This is a genomic window from Pseudomonas sp. 22085 (assembly GCF_052045815.1).
Lineage (GTDB): Bacteria > Pseudomonadota > Gammaproteobacteria > Pseudomonadales > Pseudomonadaceae > Aquipseudomonas > Aquipseudomonas glycinae.
The window spans coordinates 273,508-287,212 of the sequence record NZ_JBQEQA010000006.1 but is presented as its reverse complement, the minus strand read 5'-3'; the positions used below and the strand labels follow the sequence as shown (position 1 = coordinate 287,212).

The 13,705-nt window shown below is 61.5% G+C and carries 14 protein-coding genes; 3 read left to right on the top strand and 11 right to left on the bottom strand.

Translation table 11 applies throughout. From position 1 onward, the window contains the following. Window positions 1–8: 8 nt before the first annotated feature. Window positions 9–350: an MGMT family protein gene (locus ACTJK7_RS09750; protein ID WP_234420624.1), complete on the bottom strand. Its 342-nt coding sequence runs from the start codon at window positions 348–350 to the stop codon at window positions 9–11. 177 nt (window positions 351–527) lie between these two features. Between ACTJK7_RS09750 and ACTJK7_RS09745 the strand changes: the two genes are divergently transcribed. Then, complete coding sequence (locus ACTJK7_RS09745; protein ID WP_011332762.1) at window positions 528–1,535, top strand: DUF481 domain-containing protein; 1,008 nt, start codon at window positions 528–530, stop codon at window positions 1,533–1,535. A 117-nt stretch (window positions 1,536–1,652) separates the two neighbouring features. Here ACTJK7_RS09745 and ACTJK7_RS09740 read toward each other — a convergent pair whose 3' ends face one another. Then, the gene (locus ACTJK7_RS09740; RefSeq protein WP_002554837.1) at window positions 1,653–1,862 is read right to left on the bottom strand and encodes a cold-shock protein; all 210 of its coding nucleotides are present in this window, start codon (window positions 1,860–1,862) and stop codon (window positions 1,653–1,655) included. Window positions 1,863–2,215: 353 nt separating this feature from the next. On the opposite strand from ACTJK7_RS09740, the gene dcd reads away from it, so the two are divergent. Further along, a complete protein-coding gene (gene dcd, locus ACTJK7_RS09735; RefSeq protein WP_007954988.1) occupies window positions 2,216–2,782 on the top strand; it encodes a dCTP deaminase in 567 nt (188 codons plus the stop codon). A gap of 106 nt (window positions 2,783–2,888) precedes the next feature. Beyond that, on the top strand, window positions 2,889–3,098 hold the full coding sequence (locus tag ACTJK7_RS09730) for a hypothetical protein (protein ID WP_011332763.1): 210 nt from the start codon (window positions 2,889–2,891) through the stop codon (window positions 3,096–3,098). A 39-nt stretch (window positions 3,099–3,137) separates the two neighbouring features. Here the strand turns inward: ACTJK7_RS09730 and pdeM are convergent, their stop codons facing one another. The 9 genes from pdeM to ACTJK7_RS09685 form a co-directional block, all read right to left on the bottom strand. Further along, window positions 3,138–3,794 carry a ligase-associated DNA damage response endonuclease PdeM gene (gene pdeM / locus ACTJK7_RS09725; RefSeq protein ID WP_064382914.1) on the bottom strand — a complete coding sequence of 219 codons (657 nt, stop codon included), beginning with the start codon at window positions 3,792–3,794 and terminating at the stop codon, window positions 3,138–3,140. Further along, window positions 3,794–6,280, bottom strand: a complete 2,487-nt coding sequence (locus ACTJK7_RS09720; RefSeq protein ID WP_323150771.1) for a ligase-associated DNA damage response DEXH box helicase — start codon at window positions 6,278–6,280, stop codon at window positions 3,794–3,796. The genes pdeM and ACTJK7_RS09720 overlap by 1 nt, the downstream gene beginning before the upstream one ends. Window positions 6,281–6,339: 59 nt before the next feature. Next, window positions 6,340–7,104: an ABC transporter ATP-binding protein gene (locus ACTJK7_RS09715; RefSeq protein WP_064382916.1), complete on the bottom strand. Its 765-nt coding sequence runs from the start codon at window positions 7,102–7,104 to the stop codon at window positions 6,340–6,342. A 13-nt stretch (window positions 7,105–7,117) separates the two neighbouring features. Next, window positions 7,118–8,236, bottom strand: a complete 1,119-nt coding sequence (locus ACTJK7_RS09710) for a succinylglutamate desuccinylase/aspartoacylase family protein (RefSeq protein ID WP_323150772.1) — start codon at window positions 8,234–8,236, stop codon at window positions 7,118–7,120. A 12-nt stretch (window positions 8,237–8,248) separates the two neighbouring features. Further along, window positions 8,249–8,959 carry an ABC transporter permease gene (locus ACTJK7_RS09705; protein ID WP_011332767.1) on the bottom strand — a complete coding sequence of 237 codons (711 nt, stop codon included), beginning with the start codon at window positions 8,957–8,959 and terminating at the stop codon, window positions 8,249–8,251. After that, complete coding sequence (locus ACTJK7_RS09700) at window positions 8,956–9,684, bottom strand: ABC transporter permease (RefSeq protein ID WP_011332768.1); 729 nt, start codon at window positions 9,682–9,684, stop codon at window positions 8,956–8,958. Before ACTJK7_RS09700 ends, ACTJK7_RS09705 begins: the two co-directional genes overlap by 4 nt. Before the next feature lie 56 nt (window positions 9,685–9,740). Then, window positions 9,741–10,523 (bottom strand): transporter substrate-binding domain-containing protein, encoded by a 783-nt coding sequence (locus ACTJK7_RS09695; protein ID WP_011332769.1) that lies wholly within the window; start codon window positions 10,521–10,523, stop codon window positions 9,741–9,743. 333 nt (window positions 10,524–10,856) lie between these two features. Continuing rightward, window positions 10,857–12,545, bottom strand: a complete 1,689-nt coding sequence (locus tag ACTJK7_RS09690) for an ATP-dependent DNA ligase (RefSeq protein ID WP_108559897.1) — start codon at window positions 12,543–12,545, stop codon at window positions 10,857–10,859. After that, on the bottom strand, window positions 12,542–13,576 hold the full coding sequence (locus ACTJK7_RS09685; RefSeq protein ID WP_108559898.1) for a ligase-associated DNA damage response exonuclease: 1,035 nt from the start codon (window positions 13,574–13,576) through the stop codon (window positions 12,542–12,544). Before ACTJK7_RS09685 ends, ACTJK7_RS09690 begins: the two co-directional genes overlap by 4 nt. Window positions 13,577–13,705 lie beyond the last annotated feature (129 nt).

Genomic DNA, 13,705 nt, shown 5'->3' with positions numbered 1-13,705 from the left:
CGCGCACTCTAACCGCTGTGCTCTACCGGACGCCAGCCATGGCGCCGAATATCCACACGATTGTTCAGGACGGTGATGCCCTCCATGCGCAATCGCGCACGCTGTTCGTCCCCGGACGGGCTGCCCACCGGCAGGCTGATCCGACCGCCGGCGCCGAGTACGCGGTGCCAGGGCAGTTTGGTGTCGCCGGGCAATTGGCTCAGGGTCCGGCCGACCCAGCGGGCGGCGCGCCCCAACCCCGCCAGTTCGGCCAACTGACCATAGCTGACGACTTTGCCTTCAGGCACTTGGGCGAGGGTGGAATAGAGTGCCGTGCGTCGGATTTGCGGATCGTTTTCGCAGGCATGCATCGGGTCTGTCACGTGCGCGGTTCCTGAACTTGATCGCGTTATGTGCTTAAGCGTAATCGGTGGAGGGTCAATTGAGAAATGAACTCAACAGAATTAGCCGGGTCACTCCTTGTCAGGGAATTATTCCTACGGATAATGCCGACCCTTTTTTCGCAAACTTGAGTCTTCGATTCGCTTATGTTGTCCAGAACCCTGCTGTGCCTTGCTGTTTTCAGTGCGTCCACACCCTTGCTTGCCGACACCGTCTGGTTGAAGAACGGTGACAAGCTGAGCGGCAAAATCACGCTGTTCGACGGCGGCAAGTTGCTGGTCCAGACCCAGTACGCCGGTGCCGTCACCATCGACTGGAAGCAGGTCAAGACCCTGGAAAGTGATCAGGAGTTGCTGGTCAAACAGGACGCCTACAATGGCGAGAAGGCCAAGTCGCTGAGCGCCGCCGAAGACGGCAAGGTCACCCTGGCCAACGGCGAAGCGCCGAAAACCGTGGAACTGGCGAGCATTCAGCAGATTCTCAAGCCCAAACCGGTGGTCGAGGATCTGGTGTGGAAGGGCAACGTCGACCTGGCGCTCGACTACCAGCGTGCCGAGAAAGATACCGATGATTACGATGTCGGCTTCAAGACCACTGCTCGTCACGGCCGCTGGCGCCATACCGCCGAGGGCGAATACAACCGCGAAGTGCAGGACGACGTGACCACCACCGATAACTGGCGCGCCGAGTACTCGCTCGACCGCTTCCTCACTGATCAATGGTTCTGGCAGGGCCGCCTGAACTACAAGCGTGATCACATTGAAGAGCTGGCCCGCCAGCGCGTGGTCGGTACCGGTCCGGGTTACCAGTTCTGGGACGATGAACTGGGAGCGTTCTCCCTGGGTTCGCTGCTCAACCGAACCGATTACGAGTACCGCGATGGCAGCAAGGACAACTTCTATTCGGTCGCCATGAAGTGGGACTACAACCGCTACCTGATCGGCAAGAAGGTCGAGTTCTTCACCAATGGCGAGGTCGGCAAGCCGTTGTCCGGCGTGGCCGACTACGCGCTGGATGCGGAAATGGGCCTGCGCTACAAAGTTACCGACTGGGCCTCGCTCAACCTCAAGGCCGAACGCGACATCATCAGCGGCACCGAGGACGCGGATCTGAGCAAAACCCGCTACACCGCCGGCTTCGGCGTCGCCTGGTAAACAACAAAAAAGATCGCAGCCTACGAAGGCTGCGATTTTTTTTGCGCCCGGAAAAACGGACGCCCACAAAAAAGCCCCGCTTTTGAGGGCGGGGCCTTTTTCTAAAGAAGCTACAAGTTAGATAACTTGTACTTCTTCAGCTTGCATGCCTTTCTGACCGCGGGTAGCGATGAAAGAAACCTGTTGGCCTTCTTTCAGGCTTTTGAAGCCGTCGGATTGGATAGCTTTGAAGTGAACGAACAGGTCGTCACCGGATTGTGGGGTGATGAAGCCGAAGCCTTTTTCATCGTTGAACCACTTAACGGTACCGGTTTGGCGATTAGACATGGTGTAACTCCTTGAACAAAGATAACTGCGACTCAGGAAGAACCCTGGCCGAGACTGAGTGCAAAGAGCAGGAAAAATTCTTGTAGATGGTTGGATCGAAATTCAACATATCGTGTAGAGATTCTCAGTGACACAAGCAGCACAGTGGCGCCACCTTAACCCTTTTTCCGGAACGTGCCAATGCTTCTTGCGAAGGTTTCTCTGTTTTAGGGATCGACGGTGTGACGGTTCGTCGCCAGGCCGCGTAATTCCTGCACGTTCGCCGAGATTTGCAGCGCGGACTTTGAACCCGGCGGCGCGCCCGGTAAGATGCCGGACAGATTTTTTCCACCTCGCTATTCAGGACACCCGCCATGAGCATCAAATCGGACAAGTGGATTCGCCGCATGGCGCAGGAACACGGCATGATCGAGCCGTTCGTCGAGCGCCAGGTACGTGGCAGCGACGACAGCCGTGTGATCTCCTACGGTGTGTCGAGCTACGGCTACGATGTGCGTTGCACCAATCATTTCAAGGTGTTCACCAACATCAATTCGGCCATCGTCGATCCGAAAAACTTCGACGCCGGCAGTTTTGTCGACGTCCACAGCGACGTCTGCATCATTCCGCCGAACTCCTTCGCCCTGGCCACGACCGTTGAATACTTCCGTATTCCACGCAACGTCCTGACCATCTGCCTGGGCAAGAGCACTTACGCCCGTTGCGGCATCATCGTCAACGTCACCCCGCTCGAGCCCGAGTGGGAAGGCCAGGTGACCCTGGAGTTCTCCAACACCACCAACCTGCCGGCGAAGATCTACGCCAACGAAGGCGTGGCGCAGATGCTGTTCCTCGAATCCGACGAGGAATGCGAAGTCTCCTACAAGGATCGCGCCGGCAAGTACCAGGGCCAGCGTGGCGTGACCCTGCCGCGTACCTGATCCGTCCATCCGGCAGTTACCGGGAATTCTTCGGCGGGTAGACACTCTATGAGGTGTACTGCCCGTTTCGCGAACAGCGGGACGGGCCTTCGCCGAGGAGTGCTCCATGAAGATCGATCCGCAAATCACTGCCGAACTGGCAAGGCTCGAGCCCAATCAGGTTGGCGTAATGGCCTGGTCGTTGCTGGCACACCCACCCATCACCACGGCCGGCGGAATCCCTCACCAGCCCGATCCCGATACCCCCAACGAAGAACCGACCGAGCCCGGCGAACCGACGTTGCCGGACAAACCGCCACCCGCGCCCGTCGCCTGATTGAACGTATGGTTCGTCGGCTGAATCCTGAACAGGACTTCAGCCGACGGGCCATATTTCGTTGTCGCCAATGACAAAGATCCGACAGCTGTCTTCCTTCTCCACCGGGTAACCTCCGGTAAAGGCGCCGAAGGCCGGCAGCAGGCTGATGCGTTCTCCTAGCCTGAAACACGCCAGCCGCAAACGCTGACGCCCCTTGCCGATCAATCGATAAACCGGGTGTACGTGCCCTGCGAGGACGTGCCGCTCAGGGTGCGGATCCGGCTCGTGTTGCAACGCGAAGGGCCCTAGCAGCAACGGCTCTGGCACCACCCGGATGTTCAGCGCTAGCGGCGGATCGCCCGCCCGCTTGTCGTGATTGCCGCGAATCAGCGTCATCGGCAGGTCGGCATGACGCGCCCGCCACTGCGCCAAAGCCTGCAACGTGTCGGGGGCGTGGGAGCCAGGTCCGTGCAGAAAGTCCCCCAGAAAGATCAGTTGCCGACACGGCAGCTTCGCCAGCAATTGCTCGATCACCGCGATGTTGCTCGTCGTAGTGCCCTGCGGCACCGGTTGGCCAAGTCGACGATAAGCGGCCGCCTTGCCGAAATGCACGTCGGCAATCAGCAGCGCCTGTTGCGCCGGCCAGTACAGCGCCTTTTCCGGCAGCAACCAGAGTTCTTCGCCTGCCAGACGCACGGGGTAGGGCGCGTTCATCAGGATCGGCCTGTGTCGGCGGTTTTCTCCAGATCGCCGACCATGCGCCGGATCCGGTCGGCAAGTTTTTCCGAACTCATGCTTTCGCGCATGCGCTCCACCAGCAATGGAAAGCCGAGCGGTGTCGGACGTTTGATCAGGTGCATGTCCAGTTTCATCCGGTTGATTCGCTCCAGTGTCTGTTCCAGTCGTCGTATATCCAGTTCTTCCCGCAGGACTTCTTCCCCGGCCTGGGCCAGTAGCAGGTTGTCGGCGTCGTATTGTTTGAACACTTCAAAAAACAGCCCACTGGAGGCCTGCACCTGACGGGTGCTTTTCGGTGCACCGGGGTAACCGGCGAACACCAGGCCGGCTATCCGCGCGATTTCCCGAAACCTGCGCAGCGCCAGTTCGCCCGCGTTGAGGCTGGCCAGCACATCCCTCAACAAACCTTCGGGACTGAGCAGGGCCTGATTCAGCTGTACAGACCAGTCAACGGGCGTGGCGCTGAGCAGTTCCAGTCCGTAATCGTTGACCGCAATCGAGAAGGTCACAGGCAAGCGCTGACTGACCCGCCACGCCAGCAGGCTGGCCAGCCCCAGATGCACCTGGCGTCCGGCAAACGGGTAGAGGAAAAGGTGCCAGCCTTCGCGGGATTTCAGCACTTCGGCCAGTAGGTTGTTGTCTGTCGGCAGGCCCGACCAGCGCATCTGTGTTTCCAGCAGCGGGCGCAAGGCGTGCATTTCCGGGCCGGCAAACTCACCGTGTGCCGCCGCGCTGAAGCGGCTGACCACGGCTTCGGCCAATTCATTGGAGAGCGGCATGCGTCCGCCATTCCAGCGCGGTACGGCGGCTTTTTTTGCGGTGCTGCGTTTGACGTAGGCGGTCATGTTTTCCACCCGCACCAGTTCCAGCAAGCGTCCGGCGAACAGAAAACCATCACCGGGTTTCAGGCGTGCGATGAAGCTTTCTTCCACGCTGCCCAGTTGTTTGCCGCCACCGCCCTTGCTCCAGAATTTCAGGTGAATGCTGGCATCGCTGACGATGGTGCCGATGCTCATGCGATGGCGGCGCGCCAGTCGCGCATCGGGAACGCGCCAGATTCCGTGCTCATCCGGCTCGACCCGGCGGTAATCCGGGTACGCCGTCAGCGACATCCCGCCGTGGCGTACGAACGCCAGCGCCCAGGCCCAGTCTGCTGGTGTCAGGTCGCGATAGGCCCAGGCACCACGGACTTCTTCGTACAGCTCATCGGGAACAAAGCCACCGCCCAGGGCCATGCTGACCAGATGTTGCACCAGCACATCCAGCGGTTTGTGCGGTGACAGTCGCGGTTCGATCCGCCGCTGTGCCACGGCATCGCCAGCGGCCGCAGCTTCGATCAGCTCCAGGCTGTGGGTCGGCACCAGGGTGACCCGCGACGTTCTGCCGGGCGCATGCCCCGAACGCCCGGCACGCTGCATCAGTCGCGCCACGCCTTTGGCCGAGCCAATCTGCAGCACCCGCTCCACCGGCAGGAAATCCACCCCCAGATCCAGGCTTGAAGTGCAGACCACGGCTTTGAGTTGACCGTTCTTCAGCGCCTGCTCGACCCAGTCGCGGGTGTCGCGGGACAGAGAGCTGTGGTGCAGGGCAATCAAACCGGCCCAGTCCGGCCGCGCTTCCAGCAAGGCCTGATACCAGATTTCCGATTGCGCCCGGGTGTTGGTGAACACCAGGCTGCTGGCGCAGACGTCCAGTTCGGCGACCACCTGCGGCAACATCTTCAGACCGATGTGCCCGGCCCAGGGAAATCGTTCGATGGCCGGCGGGAGCAGGGTATCGACCTTGAGCGACTTTTCGCTTTGCCCCTGAATACTCACGCCACCGCCCTGTGGGATCAGCACCTGTTCGGCGTGGGACTGATTGCCGAGCGTCGCGGAAACGCCCCAGACGATCAGCCCCGGCTGCCAGCGCCGTAGCCGGGCGAGGGCCAGTTGCAATTGCACGCCGCGCTTGTTGCCGAGCAATTCGTGCCACTCATCCACCACGACCATACGCAGCGTCGACAGGGCCGTTTGCGCGTCGGCCCGGGCGAGCATCAGGGTCAGGCTTTCCGGGGTGGTGATCAGCGTGGTGGGCAGGCGCCGGTTCTGCCGGGCGCGTTCGCTGCTGCCGGTGTCGCCGGTGCGCAGGCCGACGCTCCAGGGAATCTGCAGATCGTCCAGCGGCGCTTGCAGGGCGCGCGCGGTGTCGGCAGCCAGCGCGCGCATGGGGGTGATCCACAAGACTGTCAGCGGTTCGGCCGGCGGTGGGCGTTTGCGGGTGGTTTCAGCAGCAGGCCTGGAGCGGGCAAACCGATTGAGCGCGGCAAACCACACCGCGTAGGTTTTACCGGCGCCGGTACTGGCGTGCAGCAGGCCGGATTCGCCACGCTTGACCGCGGCCCACACCTGTTTTTGAAAGGCGAAAGGCTTCCAGTCGCGGGCGCTGAACCAGTATTTGGCGAAGTCGGTGGAAGTGCCCATGCCGGCGACGTGTGCTCTGAAGGTGTTCCTTCAATGACCGCGCCGGCCGGGCAATAGTTTTACTTGAGATTGCCGCTGAGGAATTGCTTCAGGCGTTCGCTTTTCGGATTGCCCAGCACTTCTTCGGGTGCGCCTTCTTCTTCCACCAGCCCCTGATGCAGGAACAGCACCTGGCTCGAGACCTTGCGCGCAAAGCTCATTTCATGGGTGACCATGATCATGGTCCGGCCTTCTTCGGCCAGGCCCTGAATCACCTTGAGCACTTCGCCGACCAGCTCCGGGTCGAGTGCCGACGTCGGTTCGTCGAACAGCATGACTTCCGGCTCCATGGCCAATGCCCGGGCAATGGCCACCCGCTGTTGCTGGCCGCCGGAGAGAAACGCCGGGTACTGATCGGCCACCCGTGCCGGCAGGCCGACCTTTTCCAGATAACGCCGGGCGCGGTCGTCGGCTTCCTGTTTGCTGCAGCCCAGCACCCGGCGCGGGGCCATGGTGATGTTTTCCAGCACGGTCATGTGGCTCCACAGGTTGAAGTGCTGGAACACCATCGCCAGCCGGGTGCGCAGGCGTTGCAGTTCATTGGGGTCGGCGACGTGCATGCCGTGGCGGTCGGTAACCATGCGGATCGCCTGGCCGTCGAGGCTCATTGCGCCGTCGTTGGGTTGTTCGAGAAAGTTGATGCAGCGCAAAAAGGTGCTTTTGCCCGAGCCGCTGGCGCCGATCAGGCTGATCACGTCACCGGTCCTGGCCTTGAGCGAGACGCCTTTGAGCACCTGATGGTCGCCATAGCTTTTGTGCAGGCCTTCAACGGTCAATTTGTACATGGGACAGGCATCCTCAAGGCGAAAGTAGATAGCCGCTGCGATAGGCTTCGGCGCCCGCGACGTGGGCGATCACCATCCCGGCGGTGGCCATGCGCCGCAACGAGCGGGCATAGAGCAGACCGGAAGCGGTGCAATGGACTGGTGTGACCCGGTCGCTGATCGGGTCGATGATTTCGGCGATTTTCTGCCCGGCTTCCAGAAGCTGGCCGGGTGTGGCGGTGTAGACGAGCAGGCCGCCGACGGGAGTGGCCACCGGTTCTACGCCGGCCAAAGGTGTGGCGGGATGTGGCAGGGCCGGCAAGGCTTTGGGCTCGCCGACGATGGCGCCGAAATGAATCAGGTAATCGATCAGCGCCTGGCAATCGCTACTGGCCAGCGGATGGGTGACATCCCCCTGGCCACGCAACTCGACGGTGACCGAAAAGCTGCCGAGCGGAATCTCGAAGTGTTCGCCGAAGCGCTCCTTCAATTGCCACCACAGCAGGGTGAAGCACTCGTCGAACGACTGGCCGCCGGAGTCGGTGGCCAACAGGCTCGCCTGGGATTCGATGTAGCGCGCCAGCGGCTCGACCTGCGGCCAGGCCTCGGGCGTTGTGTAGAGGTGAACCACGGATTCGAAATCGCAATGCAGGTCGAGCACCATGTCCGCATCGCAGGCCAGCCGTTGCAGGGTCAGGCGCTGGGATTGCAGTTGGGTGCTGGCGGTCTGGCGGGCGAGGGCATTGCGCAGGCTGGCGCGGATCAGCTCAAGGTTGCGCTGCGGGTCGTCGCACAGCTGTGTTTCGATCTCGTTGCCGATTTCCTCGCTGAGGTCGACAAACCAGCGGTTGAAGTTCTGCCCGCTCTCCAATTCGTAGCGGCCCAGCGGCACATCCATCAGCACCTGTTCGAGGCCGACCGGGTTGGCCACCGGCACCAGCACGATTTCGCTACGCAGGCGGCCGGCGGCTTCCAGCTCCGCCAGGCGCTGCTTGAGGTGCCAGGCCACGAGCATGCCGGGCAGTTCGTCGGCGTGCAGCGAAGACTGGATGTAGATCTTGCCTCGGGCCTTGTCCGGGCCAAAGTGAAAACTGTGGATCTGTCGTGCGGTCCCCGGCAGCGGGGCCAGCAGGTCGTGTATCTGATGACGCATCTCTAATGGGTCCTAGTGGGTCGGGCCGAGGAAGGCCAGCCATCGGCGTTCGGCAAGGCGGAACAGGCCGACCAGCGCAAAGGTGATGGTCAGGTAGATCAGCGCGGCGATGCCGAACGACTGAAAGGTCAGGAAGGTCGCCGAGTTGGCGTCCCGCGCGACTTTCAGGATGTCGGGGATGGTCGCGGTGAAGGCCACGGTGGTCGAGTGCAGCATCAGGATCACTTCGTTGCTGTAGTACGGCAACGAACGGCGCAGCGCCGACGGCATGATCACGTAGGCATACAGCTTCCAGCCGGTCAGCCCGTAGGCCTTGGCCGCTTCGACTTCACCGTGGTTCATGCTGCGGATCGCCCCGGCGAAAATCTCCGTGGTGTAGGCGCAAGTGTTGAGGGCGAAGGCCAGGATCGTGCAGTTCATCGCATCGCGAAAGAAACTGTCGAGCAGCGGCTGCGCGCGCACGGCGGCCAGGCTGTAGATCCCGGTGTAGCAGATCAGCAGCTGGATATAGAGCGGCGTGCCACGGAACAGGTAGGTGTAGAACTGCACCGGCCAGCGAATGTAGAAGTGCGGCGAGACCCGGGCGATCGACAGCGGAATCGACACGATGAAGCCGAAGAAGATCGAGGCGCTGAGCAGCCACATCGTCATCGCCAGGCCAGTGATGTTCTGGCCGTCGGTATAAAGGAAGGCTTTCCAGTATTCCTGCAGGAGTTCGATCATCGTACGGCCTCCCGTGCACCGGCGGCGTAGCGACGTTCGAGCCAGCGCAGGATGAAGTTCGAGGCACTGGTGATGAGCAGGTAAATCAACGCGGCGAGCACCAGGAAGTAAAACAGCTGATAGGTGCTCTTGCCGGCGTCCTGTGCGGCCTTGACCAGATCGGCCAGGCCGATGATCGAAACCAGCGCGGTGGCCTTGAGCATCACCATCCAGTTGTTGCCGATGCCCGGCAGGGCGAAGCGCATCATTTGCGGGAACACCACGAAGCGAAAGCGCTGGCCGCGCTTGAGACCATAGGCGGTGGCGGCTTCGACCTGACCGCGCGGCACGGCGAGAATCGCCCCGCGAAAGGTTTCAGTGAAGTACGCGCCATAAATGAAGCCCAGGGTCAGGACCCCGGCACTGAACGGGTCGATCTCGATGTATTCCCATTCCAGGTAATCGGTGAGCGTCGTCAGCCAGGTTTGCAGGCTGTAGAAGATCAGCAGCATCAGCACCAGGTCCGGCACCCCGCGAATCAGCGTGGTGTAGAGCTGGGCGGGCAGGCGCAGCAGCTTGATTTTTGACAGCTTGGCACTGGCGCCGAGCAGGCCGAGCAACACGGCCACCAGCAGCGACAACGCCGACAATTTGATGGTCATCCAGGTGCCTTCCAACAGCAACGGGCCAAAGCCCTTGAGGCTGAAGGCGGAGAGCCCCAGATTTTGTAAGAGGGTTTCGAACATAAATCAGCAACCTGACTGAATGAAAAAGGCGCCCATCGAGGATGGGCGCCGGGGCATTATTTGCCGCTGTACAGATTCAGATCGCCAAAGTGTTTCTTTTGAATCTCGGCGTATTTGCCGTCATCGTGTAACGCTTTGATACCTTTATCCAAAAGCGCTTTCAGCTCGGTGTTACCTTTCTTAATACCGACAGCGGTCTTGGCTGGCAGCAAGTGGTTGTCGACCGGCTTGCTGACTTCATAATCAGCGCCTTGCGGCGACTTCAGAAAGCCCAGTTCGGCCTGCAACATGTCCTGAATGCCCGCATCGAGACGGCCCGAGGTCAGGTCGGAATACACCTGGTCCTGATTCTGATAGGCCTGGGTTTTCACGCCGGCCTTGTCCAGCACGGCTTTGGCATAGGCTTCCTGGATGGTGCCTTGCTCGTAGCCGACGGTTTTGCCTTTCAGGGAAGCGACGTCGTCGGTGATGCCCGAACCTTTTTTCGACACGTAGGCCGTCGGGCCGGAGAACAGCTCGCTGGAGAAGTCGATGACTTTTTCGCGGGCTTCGGTAACGGTCATCGACGAGATCACACCGTCGAATTTATTGGCCTTGAGGCCCGGAATCATACCGTCGAAGTCACTTTCGACCCATTTGCACTTGACCTTCAGCTCGGCGCAGATCGCGTTGCCCAGATCGATGTCGAAGCCAACCAGGCTGCCGTCTGCCGCTTTCGACTCGAACGGTGCGTAGGAAGGGTCAACGCCAAACCGCAGTTCTTTGTATTCCTTGGCCAGCGCGGAGCCGGCGGCCATGCACAACGCCAGTGCAGAAAGGGTCAGCAATGCTTTTTTCATTATTCAATCCCTAAGAACCAATATGAGCGCTTGTGGCGCGGAATGATTGTTACTGGAGCGCTTACGACTTATAGAAAGTAGCAATTTCCGAACCAGAGTCCCGAACAAGTGTTTTAAAAGGTGCAGCAAGTGCATGCCGGGGCCGGTCAGTGCACGAAAACGGGCGCGCCGCAAAAGCTGCACCAGGATGGTTCAGAGGATCGTTCCCACGCTCTGCGTGGGAATGCAGCCCGGGACGCTCCGCGTCGCAAAGCGGACGCAGAGCGTCCATTGAGGCATTCCCACGCGGAGCGTGGGAACGATCGGGGTGAGGGGGAGTATCGGGGGAAGGAGTCAGACCAACAGGTTTTGCAGGGTCGCCAGGCTATCAGCCTCGTCCACGGTCTTGTCCTGGCGCCAGCGCAACATGCGCGGGAAGCGCACGGCGATGCCGCTCTTGTGCCGGCGGGAGAGGGCGATGCCTTCGAAGCCCAATTCGAACACCAGGCTCGGCTTTACGCTGCTGACCGGACCGAATTTTTCCACGGTGGTCTTGCGCACGATGCTGTCGACTTCGCGCATTTCCGCGTCGGTCAGCCCGGAATAGGCCTTGGCGAAGGGCACCAACGCCCGCGCACTGGCACCGGGCGGGCCGTCCCACACCGCAAAGGTGTAATCGCTGTAAAGGCTGGCGCGGCGACCGTGACCGCGCTGGGCGTAAATCAACACCGCGTCGACGCTGAACGGGTCGACCTTCCATTTCCACCACACGCCCATGTCCTTGGTGCGGCCGACGCCGTACATCGCGTCCCGTGCCTTGAGCATCATGCCTTCGACTCCCAGGCGCCTGGAGGCCTCGCGCTGACGGGCGAGGTCAAACCAGTCATCTCCCGTCAGGATCGGCGAGGGTAGCAGCACCGGGTTGTTGCAGCGGGCGATGACCTGCTCCAGTTGCTCACGACGCTTGGCCTGAGGCTGATTGCGCCAGTCTTCGCCCTGCCATTCGAGCAAGTCGTAGGCGAGTACCACCACCGGCGCGTCTTCGAGGATTTTGCGGTCCAGCGACTTGCGGCCGATCCGTTGCTGCAACAGCGCGAAGGGTTGCACCGCCGGAGCTTCTGTCGACTGCGGATCGAAAGCATCTTCGGTGACCGGGTGCCGGTTTTTCCAGACCACGATTTCGCCGTCGATCACCGTGCCATCGGGCAACCCGTGCAGCAGCGTGTCGAATTCGGGAAAACGCTCGGTGACCAACTCCTCGCCGCGCGACCAGACCCACAATTTTCCGTCACGCTTGACCACCTGCGCCCGAATGCCGTCCCACTTCCATTCCACCTGCCAGTTGCTCGGCGGCCCGAGCAGGGCCTCGAAGGTTTCCACCGGTTGCGCCAGCGCGTGGGCGAGGAAGAACGGGTAGGGCTGGCCGCCGCGTTGGGCGTGCTCTTCGCTGGATTCGGGGGCGATCAGTTTCAGGTAAGCGGCAGCGTTCGGCCGGTTGGACAGGTCGGTATAACCCACCAGTCTTTGTGCCACGCGTTTGCTGTCCAGCCCGGCCATGGAGGCAAGGGCGCGGGTCACCAGCAGTTTGGATACGCCGACCCGGAAACTGCCGGTGATCAGTTTGATGCACAACATCAGGCTCGGCCGATCCAGTTGCGCCCACAGTGCGGGCAACTGACGGGCGAGGTATTCGGGGGTTTCACCGCGCAGGGGCAGCAGTTTGTCTTCGATCCATTCGGCGAGGCCGGCCTCGGAGGTGTATGGATGTTCCGGCAACACCAGCGAGATGGTTTCCGCCAGGTCGCCGACCGCTTGATAGCTCTCCTCGAAAAGCCATGGCGCCAACCCGGACATTTCGACCGCGAGATCGCGCAGGATCCGCACCGGCACCAGTTGCCGCGGCCGCCCGCCGGACAAGAAGTACACCGCCCAAGCGGCATCCTGCGGTTGCGCCTGGGCGAAGTAGGTCTGCATGGCCGCCAGTTTGGCGTTGCTGGAGGTGGTGGCGTCGAGTTCGGCGTACAACCCGGCGAATTCTTTCATGGTTGCACCTCGGCAACGGCGGGCGTGGCGGCAGGAAGCTCCTCCTCATCGTCACCGTATTCGGTGTTGAACCCTTGTGCGTCCAGCCCTTTTTCGCGCAGATGGCGCACCAGCACGCCAATCGAGCCGTGGGTGACCATCACCCGCTCGGCGCCGGTCTGTTCGATGGCCCACAGCAGGCCGGGCCAGTCGGCGTGATCCGAGAGCACGAAACCGCGATCGACCCCGCGCCGCCGACGGGTGCCGCGCAAGCGCATCCAGCCGCTGGCGAAGCTGTCGCTGTAATCGCCGAAACGGCGCATCCAGCTGCTGCCGCCGGCCGAAGGCGGGGCGATGACCAGCGCCTGGCGCATCATCGGGTCGTTCTTTTTCACCTCGCCGGCGTAGATCGTTGGTGGCAGGTAGACGCCGGCCTCGCGGTACACGCGGTTCAGCGGCTCGACCGCTCCGTGGCTGAGGATCGGCCCGAGGGTCTCATCGATGCCGTGGAGAATCCGCTGGGCCTTGCCGAACGAATAGCAGAACAGCACGCTGGCCTTGCCGGCCTCGATGTTGGCCTGCCACCACTGATTGATCTCGGCGAATACCTGCGCCTGCGGCTGCCAGCGGTAGATCGGCAGGCCGAAGGTCGATTCGGTGATGAAGGTGTGGCAGCGCACCGGTTCGAACGGCGCGCAAGTGCCGTCGGGTTCGATCTTGTAGTCGCCGGACGCGACCCAGACTTCGCCGCCGTACTCCAGCCGCACCTGGGCCGAGCCGAGAACATGGCCGGCAGGATGAAAACTCAAGGTGACGCCGTGGTGGGTCAGGCGCTGGCCGTAGTCGAGGGTTTGCAGGTTGATGTCCTGGCCCAGACGCGCGCGCAGAATCCCTTCGCCGGCGCTGGTGGCCAGGTAATGCTGGTTGCCACCACGGGCATGATCGCCGTGGGCATGAGTGATGACCGAGCGCTCGACGGGTCGCCACGGGTCAATATAGAAATCCCCGGCGGGGCAGTACAAACCTTCGGGGCGGGCGATAACAAGGTCCATGGCGTTACCGGAATGGAAGACTTGTTAGCTATGAGGTTGGCGCGAAGTCAGAAGTTCTATTGTTTTTCTGAACTGTCGCATGATCGTTCCCACGCGGACGGTTCGACGCCTCGACGTGGGAACGATCAG

Excerpts from the sequence above, each read along its gene's own strand:
- pdeM (WP_064382914.1), bottom strand. The coding sequence starts at position 3,794 with ATGAACGCGCCCTACCCCGTGCGTCTGGCAGGCGAAGAACTCTGGTTG.
- dcd (WP_007954988.1), top strand. The coding sequence starts at position 2,216 with ATGAGCATCAAATCGGACAAGTGGATTCGCCGCATGGCGCAGGAACAC.
- ACTJK7_RS09720 (WP_323150771.1), bottom strand. The coding sequence starts at position 6,280 with ATGGGCACTTCCACCGACTTCGCCAAATACTGGTTCAGCGCCCGCGAC.
- ACTJK7_RS09750 (WP_234420624.1), bottom strand. The coding sequence starts at position 350 with ATGCATGCCTGCGAAAACGATCCGCAAATCCGACGCACGGCACTCTAT.
- ACTJK7_RS09715 (WP_064382916.1), bottom strand. The coding sequence starts at position 7,104 with ATGTACAAATTGACCGTTGAAGGCCTGCACAAAAGCTATGGCGACCAT.
- ACTJK7_RS09730 (WP_011332763.1), top strand. The coding sequence starts at position 2,889 with ATGAAGATCGATCCGCAAATCACTGCCGAACTGGCAAGGCTCGAGCCC.
- ACTJK7_RS09685 (WP_108559898.1), bottom strand. The coding sequence starts at position 13,576 with ATGGACCTTGTTATCGCCCGCCCCGAAGGTTTGTACTGCCCCGCCGGG.
- ACTJK7_RS09710 (WP_323150772.1), bottom strand. The coding sequence starts at position 8,236 with ATGCGTCATCAGATACACGACCTGCTGGCCCCGCTGCCGGGGACCGCA.
- ACTJK7_RS09690 (WP_108559897.1), bottom strand. The coding sequence starts at position 12,545 with ATGAAAGAATTCGCCGGGTTGTACGCCGAACTCGACGCCACCACCTCC.
- ACTJK7_RS09700 (WP_011332768.1), bottom strand. The coding sequence starts at position 9,684 with ATGTTCGAAACCCTCTTACAAAATCTGGGGCTCTCCGCCTTCAGCCTC.
- ACTJK7_RS09695 (WP_011332769.1), bottom strand. The coding sequence starts at position 10,523 with ATGAAAAAAGCATTGCTGACCCTTTCTGCACTGGCGTTGTGCATGGCC.
- ACTJK7_RS09745 (WP_011332762.1), top strand. The coding sequence starts at position 528 with ATGTTGTCCAGAACCCTGCTGTGCCTTGCTGTTTTCAGTGCGTCCACA.
- ACTJK7_RS09740 (WP_002554837.1), bottom strand. The coding sequence starts at position 1,862 with ATGTCTAATCGCCAAACCGGTACCGTTAAGTGGTTCAACGATGAAAAA.
- ACTJK7_RS09705 (WP_011332767.1), bottom strand. The coding sequence starts at position 8,959 with ATGATCGAACTCCTGCAGGAATACTGGAAAGCCTTCCTTTATACCGAC.